Annotated in this window: 10 protein-coding genes; 5 read left to right on the forward strand and 5 right to left on the reverse strand. The window is 69.5% G+C overall.

What is annotated here, in order from left to right; translation table 11 throughout:
• Nucleotides 1-185: 185 nt before the first annotated feature.
• Nucleotides 186-3110, forward strand: coding sequence for an AfsR/SARP family transcriptional regulator (locus tag C503_RS0118780; protein ID WP_026316458.1), 2925 nt, complete (start codon nucleotides 186-188; stop codon nucleotides 3108-3110).
• Between the two features lie 493 nt (nucleotides 3111-3603).
• On the opposite strand, the gene C503_RS44705 is transcribed toward C503_RS0118780, so the two are convergent.
• Nucleotides 3604-4149 (reverse strand): helix-turn-helix domain-containing protein, encoded by a 546-nt coding sequence (locus tag C503_RS44705; RefSeq protein ID WP_342663393.1) that lies wholly within the window; start codon nucleotides 4147-4149, stop codon nucleotides 3604-3606.
• A gap of 283 nt (nucleotides 4150-4432) precedes the next feature.
• On the opposite strand from C503_RS44705, the gene C503_RS0118785 reads away from it, so the two are divergent.
• From C503_RS0118785 to C503_RS0118795, 3 genes are read left to right on the forward strand one after another with little or no spacing between them, the layout of a single operon-like run.
• On the forward strand, nucleotides 4433-6118 hold the full coding sequence (locus tag C503_RS0118785; protein ID WP_018683767.1) for an NAD(P)/FAD-dependent oxidoreductase: 1686 nt from the start codon (nucleotides 4433-4435) through the stop codon (nucleotides 6116-6118).
• Nucleotides 6115-7518, forward strand: coding sequence for an ATP-binding protein (locus C503_RS0118790; RefSeq protein ID WP_018683768.1), 1404 nt, complete (start codon nucleotides 6115-6117; stop codon nucleotides 7516-7518). The genes C503_RS0118785 and C503_RS0118790 overlap by 4 nt, the downstream gene beginning before the upstream one ends.
• Before the next feature lie 31 nt (nucleotides 7519-7549).
• The gene (locus C503_RS0118795) at nucleotides 7550-7978 is read left to right on the forward strand and encodes a MarR family winged helix-turn-helix transcriptional regulator (protein ID WP_018683769.1); all 429 of its coding nucleotides are present in this window, start codon (nucleotides 7550-7552) and stop codon (nucleotides 7976-7978) included.
• Between the two features lie 81 nt (nucleotides 7979-8059).
• Here C503_RS0118795 and C503_RS0118800 read toward each other — a convergent pair whose 3' ends face one another.
• The 4 genes from C503_RS0118800 to C503_RS0118815 all read right to left on the reverse strand — a co-directional run bounded on the left by C503_RS0118800 (nucleotide 8060) and on the right by C503_RS0118815 (nucleotide 12200).
• Complete coding sequence (locus tag C503_RS0118800) at nucleotides 8060-9061, reverse strand: acetamidase/formamidase family protein (RefSeq protein WP_018683770.1); 1002 nt, start codon at nucleotides 9059-9061, stop codon at nucleotides 8060-8062.
• A complete protein-coding gene (locus C503_RS0118805; protein ID WP_018683771.1) occupies nucleotides 9058-10455 on the reverse strand; it encodes an APC family permease in 1398 nt (465 codons plus the stop codon). Before C503_RS0118805 ends, C503_RS0118800 begins: the two co-directional genes overlap by 4 nt.
• Before the next feature lie 89 nt (nucleotides 10456-10544).
• Nucleotides 10545-11033: a MarR family winged helix-turn-helix transcriptional regulator gene (locus tag C503_RS0118810; protein ID WP_018683772.1), complete on the reverse strand. Its 489-nt coding sequence runs from the start codon at nucleotides 11031-11033 to the stop codon at nucleotides 10545-10547.
• 36 nt (nucleotides 11034-11069) lie between these two features.
• On the reverse strand, nucleotides 11070-12200 hold the full coding sequence (locus C503_RS0118815; RefSeq protein WP_018683773.1) for an ABC transporter substrate-binding protein: 1131 nt from the start codon (nucleotides 12198-12200) through the stop codon (nucleotides 11070-11072).
• 47 nt (nucleotides 12201-12247) lie between these two features.
• On the opposite strand from C503_RS0118815, the gene C503_RS0118820 reads away from it, so the two are divergent.
• A complete protein-coding gene (locus tag C503_RS0118820; protein ID WP_018683774.1) occupies nucleotides 12248-12670 on the forward strand; it encodes a MarR family winged helix-turn-helix transcriptional regulator in 423 nt (140 codons plus the stop codon).
• The last annotated feature ends 37 nt before the right edge of the window (nucleotides 12671-12707 follow it).

Genomic DNA, 12707 nt, shown 5'->3' on the forward strand with positions numbered 1-12707 from the left:
CCAAGGGCGTACGCCGAATGTTGGAATGCGGGCGACCGTGGGAAGAATTCGTTCGGCCACCCGGCTGACTTGCGCACGGCTTTCAGTGCCCCCGGCGATCCACCGTCGGTACACTCGTCACACAAGCGCCGAACCCGCATTCCGCTGCTGCTGTGCCGACCGGGTCCATAGACCCAGTTCGAGGGGTGAATCTGGTGGAGGTGGCGTTCGGGATCCTCGGTACCACCGCGCTCCGGCTGGACGGCGCGTTCGAGGAAGAGTGGGCAAATCCAAAACCGAAGGCCATGTTGGCGGCGCTGCTGCTGCGGCCTGGACACGCTTTGAGCGGCGAGACATTGCTGCGCTGGGTCTGGGCGGAAGGGCAACGTTTACCGAAACGTACCGTCGCCACGCTTGACACCTACGCGACGCGCATCCGCAGGCTGTTGGACCGGCTTCCCATTCCCGCAGAATTGCGGGGGTCCAGCGGTACCTATCGCCTGGAAACGGATCGCTCATACATCGACTACGTCCGGTTCCGCGAGCTGACCCTGGCGGCACGCGCCCACGCCCGCGACGGCGACCCGGCCATGGCCGCCCGGCTCACCGCGGACGCCCTGCGGCTGTGCCGAGGTCGACCGCTGGCGGATCTGCGCTCCGACCGCGCCACCGAGTGGCGCGACAGGTTCGAACGCGACGAGCTGATCCCCGCGCACGCCGAGCACCTGAGCGCGCTGCTGGAGCTCGGCCGGGCCCAGGACGTGCTGGTGCGCCTGGACGACCTGCAGTCCGACCACCCGACTAACCTGCGGCTGTACAAACTGCGGATGCTGACCCTGCGCACCCTCGAACGCGATCACGACCTGACCGAGTATTACCTGGCCGTTCGCAAGCAACTCGTGCACGAGGGCGACGACCCGGCCGCGGGCCACCTCACCAGGTACTACCAGGAGCTGGTGACCGACAAGTTCGGCGCGACGACACCTCCCGCGGTGCGGCTTGAGTACCGACCCCGCCAACTTCCGCACGACGTCCCGGATTTCATCGGCCGCGCGGACGTACTCGCCGCGCTGGACGCGGCATCGGTGACCGCGGACGACCACCCACGCCGCGGTGTCGTCGTACTGGAGGGCATGCCCGGGGTCGGCAAGACCGCGCTGTCCGTCCACTGGGGACACCGGGTGCGGTCGCGCTTCCCGGACGGGGACCTGTTCGTCGACCTCAACGGCTTCTCCCGGGACCCGGCCGCCACGCACGCGGCCGTGGTGGACGACCTGCTGGTGGCGCTGGGCGAGGAGCCGACGGCCACGGCGTCGTTCCGCTCGCGCGAGGTGACCCTGCGGCGCGTGCTGGCCGACCGGTACACGCTCGTCATCCTGGACAACGCGCGGAACTCGGCCCAGGTGCGCGCTTTGCTGCCGCTGCTGGCCGACTGCCTGGTGGTGATCACCAGCAGGCAGTCGCTCGATCACCTGAGCGCCTCCTACGGGGTGCGCCGCATCCGGGTCGGTCCGATGTCGACCGAGGAGTCGACCCGGCTGCTGACCGCGCACCTGGGCGACGACGGGGATCCCCGGCCGCGGCAGGAGCTGGCCAGGCTGTGCGGCGGGCTGCCCCTGGTGATCACGGTGGTGGGTCAGCACATCGCCGACTTCCGCGTACTGGACTCGACCGGCTCGGCCGAGCGGCCCGACCCGCGCGGCCTACTGCTGCAGCTCGGTCACACCGGCGACGGCGACACTTCCCCGCAGGCCATCTTCACGTTCTCCTATCAGGCCCTGCCGCCCGCGGCGCAACGGCTGTTCCGGCTGATGGGCCTGCATCCGGGTCGGGACTTCAGTGTCGCGGTGGCTCGCGCGTGCGGCGGCCAAGGCGACGCGGTCACCCGCGACAGTCTGGCCGTGCTCACCGGGGCGCACCTGCTGGAGCGGTCCGATACCCATGATCGCTACCGCTTCCACGACCTCATACGCGAGTGCGCGTTGCGGCTGGCCCACATCGACGAGACACCAGCCGCCCGACGTGCCGCGGAGCGCAGGTTGCTCAGCTACTACCTGTGCTCCGCCTCGGCGGCGGACCGCGTGCTGTACCCGAACAACGCGCAACCACCACCGCTTGAGGTCGAGCCCGCCGTAGCCCCGCGCGCGTTCCACAACCAGGACGAGACCCGCGCGTGGATGTCGATCGAACGCGGAAACCTGGGCGCCGCGGTACTGTTCGCCGCGCGGTCGGGCCACAATGAGTTCGCCTGGCGCCTACCGCACGCGATCTGCACGTTCTACGAGCGTCACGGCCACCACGACGAATGCCGGGTGGCCCGGGAGACAGCGGTGACCGCCGCCCGCACCTGCGCGGACGAGGAAGCCGAGGCGTCCTCGATGGCGGACCTGGGCAAGACCTACATAGCGCTGGGCAGACTCGACGACGCCCGCCGGTGCCTCGACCACGCGCTGCGCTACTGCACGCGGGTGGAGTTCGACTTCGGCGCCGCCGTCACCCTCTACCACCTGGGCAGGCTGGAGGTCCTGCGTGGCGCGACCAGGGCCGGGATCGCGCTGTTCGAGCGGTGCCTGGCACTCGTGCACGGGACCAGGCACGAGGTGGTCGGCTGGGCTCTGCTCTCCCTCGGCGAGGCCCTGCGCGTCGAAGGGGAACCGACCGAGGCCCTGCTGCACCTGCGTCAGGCAGAACAGCTCGCCATCGACAATGCGGACCGGTCCGCGCACGCGACCTGCCTGGCGGGTATCGCGGCCGTCCGCCGCGAACTCGGCGAGTTCGGCGAGGCCGCGGCCTACTGCGAGAAGGCCCTGGCCACGGCGGAGGAGGCCCGCGACCTGAACGCGGTGGCGACGGTGTGCGCGGCGTTGGCCGACATCGAACGAGCCTGCGGCCACGACGGCCGCGCCGAGGCGTTCGCCCTGCGCGCGGTCACGTTGGCCGAGCAGTTCCGGAACGTGCCCTTGCACGCCCAGGCACTCACGGTGCTCGGCTCGGTGTTCCGATTGCAAGGCCGGGCCGCTCACGCACAGCGCGCGTGGACCGAGGCATGCCACCTGTTCGAGCAACTCGGCGACCGCCCACAGGTGACCGCGATCCAGACCATGCTTCGGCACCTGCCGCTGGACGGGTAAGTATCGGTCGCGACCCCAGGCATCTACCCTGCGTAGGCTCATCGCTCGATCGAGGTGTTTCCATCGCCCCAACAGGACTAAGGATGGAACGTTGTTCCTGTTGGGATCGGTCGTCCGGCTCGGCCGGTCGGTGCTACGGAACGGCACAACTATCGTCGCGTTGACTAACCGGTCCAGCTATGGGATCTTGGCCATGCAGCACTAGATCCATCTGGCGATTCCCCGTTTCGGCAGGCCAAAGTGGAGCCACGATGGACAAATCATTGACACACGACTAGTCAGGACGACAGCACTTTGAAGCAGAACGCAGCTCGTATTCTTGTGGCGCTGGCGCTGTGTGCCACGCTTGCCACCATCACGGCACAGAGTGCGAGCGCATCTCCCTTGCTGCCCACGGCTCCGAAACAGTGCGCCGGACAGCAGAACACCCTGAACCCCGACTGGTGGTCGGTATACTCCAGCCGCCCGTAAGGTTCAGCCTCCCCGCCGAGTCCTACAAGGACCGAACTGGAGCGTAGGTCGCCAATCGACGGAACAGTCCGACGTGCGTAAGACCGCAGAAAACGGCCAGTTCCGCAACCGACTCCGGTTCCAAGTGTACTATCCCACCATCGTCCGATCCGGATTCCAGTCGATTGCGCGCCCAACGTCGTAGCGGCTCCAGAACCGGGTCGTCGCTGGCGGCAACCAACCGGCGGAGGTCGACCGTACACACGAGAAAGTGCGCGTCGACCTCCGCCCGGCGAATGGCCTCCGCCAATAATTCCGGCGCCGGTACGCCCAACGCCTCGCAGAGAGCGACATAACGCGCGATCGTCAGCTGCCGGTGGCCGGATTCATAGGTACCTATAGTCTGCACATGCATTTCCACACCCAGTTTGGCCACCAGTTGCGCCCTTGACCACCCCAGCTCCTCGCGCACAGCGCGTAACCGTTGCCCAACCGATCGGTTGAGATTGGTGTTGGTCAAAGCCCGGTCTTGGTGGTCCGACACGGCATCCCCTCCGTAGCCTTTGCTTCGCATCGACCGCGCTGCCATGGGTGTTTCAAATGATCCAGACCTCTAGCGCCACTGCAGGCGTGGCTCCGCACGCGACTGGGATACGCCGCGTGCGCACATCGAGAGAACACCCACCACATCGTCGGGATGGGTAGGCGTTACATGTCCGAGGGACGCGAGCCAGCCGCCTCTCGCCAGATCCACCCACCAGGGTTTCATCTGGCCGCGATCATTGCCTAGCCGCCGATCGGGTGCGTGGGTCACAGGACGGCTGCCGCTTCCGGGGCAGACGTGAGCCACATTCACCTGATTGACTGGCGGCATGACGACTACCGAGGGCTCGCGGGGTGCGCGGCCGTCGATCCTGACCGTGGATGACGATCCCGGGGTCAGCCGTTCGATCGCTCGTGACCTGCGCAGGAAGTACGGGGAGCGGTACCGGATCGTGCGGGCCGAGTCGGGGGACGCGGCGTTGGAGGCGTTGCGGGAGATCAAGCTCCGCGGGGAGCAGGTGGCCGCGTTGTTGGCGGACTACCGGATGCCAGGGATGAGCGGGATCGAGTTCCTGGAGCGGGCAATGGACCTGTTCCCGCTGGCCAGGCGGGTGTTGTTGACCGCGTACGCGGACACCGACGCGGCCATCCAGGCGATCAATGTCGTCGATCTCGATCACTATCTGCTCAAGCCGTGGGACCCGCCGGAGGAGAAGCTCTACCCGGTCCTGGACGACCAGCTCACCGCATGGGCAGAAGTGGACCACCAGCCCACACGGCAGGTGCGGGTGGTCGGGCACCGATGGTCCAGTCGGTCGTACGCTGTACGGGACTTTCTCGCACGAAATTCCGTCCCTTACCGGTGGTACACGCTGGGTGACGACGAGGAGAGTGAGCGGTTGCTCTCCGCTGCCGGGCTCGATGGGACGCGGTTGCCGGTCGTCATCACCGAGGGTGGTGAGGCGTTGGTGGAGCCGACCGATGGCGAGTTGGCGGCGCGCGTCGGATTGTCCACGATGCCGTCGACCGACTTCTACGACCTGATCGTGGTCGGCGGCGGCCCGGCCGGGCTCGGTGCTGCGGTGTACGGCGGGTCGGAGGGGCTCAAGACCGTGCTCATCGAGCGGATGGCGACCGGCGGGCAGGCGGGCACGAGCAGTCGGATCGAAAACTACCTCGGGTTTCCCGACGGTGTGTCGGGTGAGCAGCTCACGGAGCGGGCGCGTAGGCAGGCGGCGAAGTTCAACGTGGAGATGCTGACCACGCGCAAGGTGGTCGGTCTCGAACCACGGGGGCCCGCGCGCGTGGTGCGGTTCGACGACGGCACGGAGCTCTCCGCGCACACCGTCATTCTCGCGACCGGGGTGTCCTATCGGATGCTGGAGGCGCCCGGTCTGGCCGATCTGTCCGGCCGTGGGGTGTTCTATGGCGCTGCCACCACCGAAGGCCCCAGCTGTAGCGGACAGGACGTCTACATCGTGGGTGGTGCGAACTCTGCGGGGCAGGCCGCGATGTACTTCGCGCGGCACGCTCGGCGCGTGGTGCTGGTGGTGCGTGGCGACTCACTGGACCGGTCTATGTCACGGTATCTGATCGACCAGATTGCCGCGGTGGACGCGATCGAAGTACAGACGTGTACGGAGGTGGTGGGGGGTACCGGTACCGACCATCTGGAGACGCTGACGCTGCGGGACAACCGCGCGGGAACAACCGAGACCGTTCCAGCGTCGTGGTTGTTCGTGTTCATCGGCGCCGCACCGCGCACGGACTGGTTGGACGGCACGCTCTCGCGGGACGGTCGCGGGTTCGTGTTGGCCGGGCCGGATCTGCTCACGAGTGGGCGTAAACCGCAGGGGTGGGATCTGGATCGCGATCCGTTCCACCTGGAGACGAGCGTGCCGGGTGTGTTCGTGGCCGGGGACGTGCGCGCGGAGTCGGTGAAGCGGGTCGCGTCCGCGGTCGGTGAGGGCGCGATGGCCGTGTCGTTGGTCCACCGGTACCTGGAGAAGCCATGACCCCCGACGAGTTGCGCGGGTTCTTCCTGTTCGAGCAGTTGGACGACGAGAAACTGGCCTGGTTGTCCTCGCATGTGACGACGACGGAGTTTCCCGCGGGCGCGGAGATCGTGGCCGAGGGTGACCCGGCTACCTGCTTCTACCTGCTGTTGGACGGCACGGTGTCGCTGCATAGGGCTATCGGCGGCGACCGGCCCGAGATCTCGCGCAGTGAGCACCGCGGTGCGTACTTCGGTGCCACCCAGGCCTACCTGGATCTGGAAGAGCGGCACACCTATCAGATGACGGTGCTGGCGTTGACCGACGTGCGGCTCGCGCAGCTGCCTGCCACGGAGTTCGGCACGGTCGTACGCGAGTGGTTCCCCATGGCGATGCACCTGTTGGAGGGCATGACCTGGGGTATGCGCAACAGTCAGGCGATCCTCGGGCAGCGTGAGCGCTTGCTGGCGTTGGGGTCGTTGTCGGCCGGGTTGACCCACGAGCTGAACAATCCCGCGGCGGCTGCGGTGCGCGCGACCGCCGCGTTGCGGGAGCGGGTGGCCGGGATGCGGCACAAGCTGGCGATGCTGGCCGAGGGCGCGATCGATCCGGCGACGCTGCCTGCGATGGTGCGGTTGCAGGAGGCGGCGGTGGAGCGGGTCGCAAAGGCGCCGAAGCTCGGGCCGATGGAGGCCAGTGACGCCGAGGACGAGCTGGCGGACTGGCTGGACGAGCGGGGCGTGACGCGCGGCTGGGACCTTGCGCCGGTGCTGGTCGCGGGCGGGTTGGACGTGGACTGGCTGTCGCGGGCGATCGACCAGTGCCCGACCGGGATCACCGATCCGGCGGTGCGCTGGCTGGCGTACACGGTGGAGACCGAGACGCTGATGAACGAGATCGACGACGCGACCACCCGGGTGTCCACGCTGGTCGGGGCGGCCAAGCAGTACTCGCAGATGGACCGGGCGCCGTTCCAGGTGGTCGACGTGCACGAGCTGCTGGACTCCACGCTGGTGATGCTGGGCGGCAAGATCGGCGACGGGGTGCGGGTGGTCAAGGACTACGACCGGGGCCTGCCGCCGCTGCCCGCGTACGCCGCCGAGCTGAACCAGGTGTGGACGAACCTGATCGACAACGCGGTGGCCGCGATGGACCGGGCGGGCACGCTGACGGTCCGGACGTTCCGCAGCGGCCCGGACGCGGTGGTGGAGATCGGCGACACCGGGGCGGGCATCCCGCCCGCGGTGAAGGACCGGATCTTCGAGCCGTTCTTCACCACCAAGGCCGTCGGCGAGGGCACCGGGCTGGGCCTGGACATCTCGTGGCGGATCGTGGTGAACAAGCACCACGGCGACATCCGGGTGGAGTCCGCGCCGGGTGACACGCGCTTCCAGGTGCGGCTGCCGATCGCGGGGACGTGACCGGCGCGGATCGTGGTCTACGCTCGCCGACGTGCACTTTCTCGCCAACCCGCCGCTCGGCCTGCTGCTGTCCCAGAGCGCGAAAGCGGTCGGGCGCGCCATGGACGACGCGATGTCGGCGGCGGGCGGGAGCGTGCCGGTGTGGCAGGTGCTGCTCACGCTCAAGACCCAGCCGGTCGCCAACCAGCGCGAGCTGGCCGCGGCGGTGGGCATCCAGGGCGCGACCCTGACCCACCACCTCAACGCCATGGAGGCCGACGGGCTGCTGACCCGGCGTCGGGACCCGGCCAACCGCCGGGTGCACCTGGTGGCGTTGACCGACGCGGGTGAGGCGTTGTTCCACCGGCTGCGCGAGGTGGCGCGCGCGTTCGACCGGCGGCTGCGGACGGGGCTCACCGAGTCCGAGGAGGCCACACTGGCCGAGTTGCTGTCCCGCCTGCGCGCCAACGTGTCCGACTGACCGACGCGGCTCAGCGTGGCTTGCCTGGCCGGGGCGGTGCGGCGGGTTCACCCTGCGCGGAAACCCGCCGCACCGGCCCGGTCAGCGCTCGGCGAGGTACCGAGCGGCGGTGGCGCGGAGTCGGTCATGCACGCCGTCGTAGGCGGTCGCCGCGCCGAGGAGGGTCTTGGGGAGCTTGGCGAGCATCGTGTAGTTGGTGTCCACGACATTGCCCGCGGGCGCCAGTCCGGCCTGGCTGACCAGCTGGTAGGCGTCCAGCGGCGCGAGGCCGAGCAGCTGCCCGGTCCAGCCGACGAGGTCGTGCTGGCTGATCCGGAACGCGTCCTCCAGCGGGCGGGCGGTGCCGGTGGACATCACGTGCGTGTCGTTCTCCAGCCGTGGCCACGGGCAGGCCGCGCCCTTGATCAGGTCGACCACGACCACGGTGGACATGGCGGCCTCGACGGCCGTGCCGCAGACCTCGCCCTCGCCCTGTCTGCAGTGCCCGTCGCCGAGGGAGATGAGCGCGCCGGGGACGTTGACGCCGAAGTAGGCGGTGGTGCCCGCGCGCATCTCGGGGGTGTCCATGTTGCCGCCGTGCGCGCCGGGGGTGATGCTCATGATCACCTCGTGCGCGGCGGGGGCGACGCCGACGGTGCCGTGCATGGGATCCAGCGGGAGCTCGATCGAGAACTCGCTCTCGCGCGCGTGGAACACGCATACACCGCGAGCGACGTCCACGTCGTAACGCCATACCCGCTCGGGCAGGGCGTCGTGCAGCATGGCGGTCGTGTGTGTGGTGGTCAACGCACCGAAGTGGGGGAAGGTCGTGGAGATGGCCCAGTCGCGCATGGGACGGATGTCCACGAAGTGCACCGCGACGGTGTCTCCCGGTTCCGCGCCTTCTACCGCGATGGGTCCGGTTACCGGGTTGAGGTAGGGGAATGTGCAGACCTGGCTCGGCAGATCGTCCACCCCGCGCACCGCCCCACCGAAGCAGTCCTCAGTGGACAGCTCGACCACGGTGCCCGGCGGCACGGTCAACGCCGCCGCCCGGCCCCCGAACGCGTAGGCGGGTTCCGATTCCAGCCGTTGGACCCTCACTTGCCCTCCTCCCCCGTCATGCCCGCCAGCGCCGGGCGGCGCCCGGCGACGAGCAGACCGATCAGCACGACCAGCCCGATCCCGAGCCAGACGAAGCCCAGCAGCTGCGCGGCCACCTTGGCGTTGATCACCACGTAGCCCAGGATGGCGAACCCGATCACCGGCGCGACGAGGTGCTTCCACCAGTTCCGGCTCCGGTTGCGGATCACGTAGTGGATGACCACGGACACGTGCAGCACCAGGAAGGCGGTCATCGCGCCGAAGTTGACCAGCGAGCTGAGCAGGGTGACCCCGTCGTCGCGGGATTGCATGTACAGGCCCAGGGCCAGCGACACGCCCGCCACGAGCAGGGTGGCGTTGACCGGCACGCGGCGCGTGGGGTGCACCTTGCCCAGGAACGCGGGCAGTTGCCGGTCGCGTGCCATCGCGTAGAGCAGGCGGGAGGTGGCGGCCTGGGCGACGAGGGAGTTCGCGAAGCCCCAGGACACGGCGGTCGCCGCCGCGGTGAGCACGGCCAGCCAGCCGCCGCCCGCGACGCGGGCCGCGTCATAGAAGGCGGTACCGGCGGCGTCGCCGTCCTTGATGAGAGAGGCCGGGTCCGGCACCAGCAACGCCGCCACCCAGGTCTGCACGATGAACAGCACACCGGTGACCAACAGCGCGGCCACCATGGAGCGGCCGATCGCCTTCGCCGAGTCGCGGTTCTCCTCGGCGAGGGTGGAGATCCCGTCGAAGCCGAGGAAGCTGAGCACCGCCACCGAGACCGCGCCGAAGATCAGCGGCCAGGAGAACGTGCCGCTGTCGAACAGCGGCGAGAAGCTGAACCCGTGGCCCTTGCCCTGCGCCAGGGCCACGATGCCGATCACCAGGAAGATCGCCAGGATGACCAGCTGCGCGGCCAGCATGACGCGGTTGACGCGCGCGGTCATCTCGATGCCCAGGTAGTTGACCGCGGTGTTGAGCAGGACGAACGCCACCAGCCACAGCCACACCGGGATCGCGGGCAGCAGCGAGTTCATCGCGATGCCCGCGATCAGGTAGAGCAGGCTGGGCACGAGCACGTAGTCCAGCAGGATCATCCAGCCGGAGGCGAAGCCGACCATGGAGTTGATGCCGCGCCCGGCGTAGGTGTAGACCGAGCCCGCCATCGGGAACGCCTTGGCCATCTGGGCGTAGGAGTTGGCGGTGAACAACATGGCCAGCATGCCGATCGCGTAGGCCAGGGCGATCATGCCGCCGGAGCCGGAGAACACGCTGCCGAAGATGCCGAACGGGGCGATCGGCACCATGAACACCAGGCCGTAGATCAACAGGTCGCGGAAGCCCAGCGACCGTCGCAACTCCTGGGTGTACCCGAACCGTTCGAGCTCCTGCCCGGCTTCCGACCCGCTCATGGGACCTCCCGCGCTCCGCGTGTGCGGCGAAGCGTAGACAGGTTCCTTCCATTTGGAAACAGTTAACCCGGAATCGGTGTCGGCGCAGGTCAGCCCGGGGGGCGCTCGGCCAGTAAGGCGTACATCGTGGCGCGCAGGTCGTCGAGGAACTTCTCGAACAGCTCCACGTGCTCCGGCGGGTAGTGCGCCACCAGCGCCTCGACGTGCTTGGTGAACGGGTCCAGGAACTCCTTGGCCCGCTGGGCGACCTTGGGGCTGCTGTGCAGCGTCACCACTCGGCGGTCCGCGTGCTCGCGAGTGCGCACCACGTGGCCGAGCTTCTCCAGCCGGTTGAGCAGGTTCGCGGTCGCGCCGGTGGTCAGCGACAGCCGGGTGCTGAGCTTGGTCGGGGTGAGCGCGATGCCGCGTTCCTCGGCGACCAGGATCTCGATCAACGCGAAGGCGTCGGTCGTGTGCAGGTCCAGCCAGGCCGCGAAGCGGTTGGTGAACTCGGTGTAGTTGGCGCCGAAGCCGCGGAAACCGTCGAGCAGGCGGGTGGTGCGCTCGGTGACATCGTCGGGTTGCTGGTCGTCGTTCACCGGACCTCGTTTCGTCGCGCGGTCGGGTGGACCAACCTACCCGGGTCCGGCGGACAACGGGGTAATCACCGTCAGGTCCAGCCCATCGGCCCTGGCCAGGAATCCCCCGGGACGCGGCGGTCCCAGCGGAGCGGCCGACCAGGCGCGGTGTTCGCCGGTGGCGAGCAGCGCGGTGGCGGCCGGACGGACCCGATCGGCGGACAGGCTACCGGTGCTCGCCAACGCGGCCGCGAGGTGGACGCCGTAGTAGCAACCCTCCGCGTAGGCGTCGAGCACGGGAGCCTGTCCGCCGAAGAGCGCGCGGTGGCGCTCGGTCAGCGCTATCCGCCGCTCATCGCCCTGACCGGCGAAGGACCGCATGGCCGCGTAGAGCTCGCCCGTCTCGTCGCCGCCCGCGGCCAGCAGCCCGTTCTCCTCCAACGAACCGGACAGCCGGACCACGCGACCCGCCAACGGCGAGGCGACGAATGCCCGGTTGAACGACACGAGGTCCCGGCCCACCAGACTGAGCAGGACGGCGTCGGCCCGCACCCGGCCGAGACCGGCGACGATCTCCTCGGCGTCGATGCCGGGACCGGGGAACGGCACGAGCCGCTCGGCCACCACGTCGGCGCCGAGGCCGCGCACGATCGCGCAGGCGGCCCGGTGGACCGCGCGAGGCCAGATGTAGTCGCTGCCGACCAGTGCCCACCGGCGCAGACCCCGGTGGGCCACCAGCCAGCGCACGGCGGGACCCAGCTGCGTCGTCGGGCTGTCGCCGAGGAGCACGACACCGGCGCGCCGCGTGCCGCCCTCATGCGGCGGGGTGAAGATGTAGGGCACGCGGCCGCCGAGGGTGAGCTCCAGCGCCCGGTGCACGTCGCTGGTGTGGAAGCCGACGTAGCCGTCGAGCAGGTCGGCGAGGTCCCCGGCCTCCCGCGCCACCTCGCCGGGCGTCCGGCCCGCGTCGACCAGCACCAGCTGCACCACCCGCCCGGCGACCCCGCCCGCGGCGTTGACCTCGGTCGCGGCCAGGGTGGCGGCCGCCAGCCCGGACGGTCCGGTGAGCCCGAGCGCGCCGGACAACGGCAGCAGCAGGCCCAGGCGGAGCACCGCCGGGTCCGGCCCGGTCAAGGCGACCTCGACCCGGTCCCGCACGACCGCGCGCACGACCGAGGTGGAGTCCATGACCGGACAGTATGCTCGCCGGTGAGGCCCCCGACGGAAGGCGTGTCATGGCTGTTCAGCGCGGCACCCGGGGCCCCGACCTGGTCGATCTGCTGACCCGCGCGCAGCGGGCGCTCGCCCGCGACCTGGGCACCGCGCTGGAGGAGGAACGCGCCTCCGTCGAGCAGTGGCGGGTGCTGCGCGCGCTGGCGGTCGAGGGCCGGTCGATGGGCGAGCTGGCGGTGGCGGTGGAGATCCCGCACCCGACGCTGACCCGGCTGGTCGACGCGCTGGTGGACTCGGCGCTGCTGTACCGGTCGCAGTCGCCGGAGGACCGGCGGCGGGTGTCGGTGCACATCTCCGAGCTGGGGCGCGACAAGCTCGACCGGCTGGAGGCGCTGGCGGCGGCGCACGAGCACGCGCTGGCCGACCGGCTCGGCCCGGAGGCCGTGGCAGGCCTGTCCGATCTCTTACGCGCGTTCGACCTCTGAGTTCGTCCCGTTGACCACCAAGGGGTGACGTCGACCT

It is taken from the genome of Actinokineospora enzanensis DSM 44649, assembly GCF_000374445.1.
In the GTDB taxonomy this organism is placed as follows: domain Bacteria; phylum Actinomycetota; class Actinomycetes; order Mycobacteriales; family Pseudonocardiaceae; genus Actinokineospora; species Actinokineospora enzanensis.

Excerpts from the sequence above, each read along its gene's own strand:
- C503_RS0118785 (WP_018683767.1), top strand. The coding sequence starts at position 4,433 with ATGACGACTACCGAGGGCTCGCGGGGTGCGCGGCCGTCGATCCTGACC.
- C503_RS0118820 (WP_018683774.1), top strand. The coding sequence starts at position 12,248 with ATGGCTGTTCAGCGCGGCACCCGGGGCCCCGACCTGGTCGATCTGCTG.
- C503_RS44705 (WP_342663393.1), bottom strand. The coding sequence starts at position 4,149 with ATGGCAGCGCGGTCGATGCGAAGCAAAGGCTACGGAGGGGATGCCGTG.
- C503_RS0118790 (WP_018683768.1), top strand. The coding sequence starts at position 6,115 with ATGACCCCCGACGAGTTGCGCGGGTTCTTCCTGTTCGAGCAGTTGGAC.
- C503_RS0118805 (WP_018683771.1), bottom strand. The coding sequence starts at position 10,455 with ATGAGCGGGTCGGAAGCCGGGCAGGAGCTCGAACGGTTCGGGTACACC.
- C503_RS0118815 (WP_018683773.1), bottom strand. The coding sequence starts at position 12,200 with ATGGACTCCACCTCGGTCGTGCGCGCGGTCGTGCGGGACCGGGTCGAG.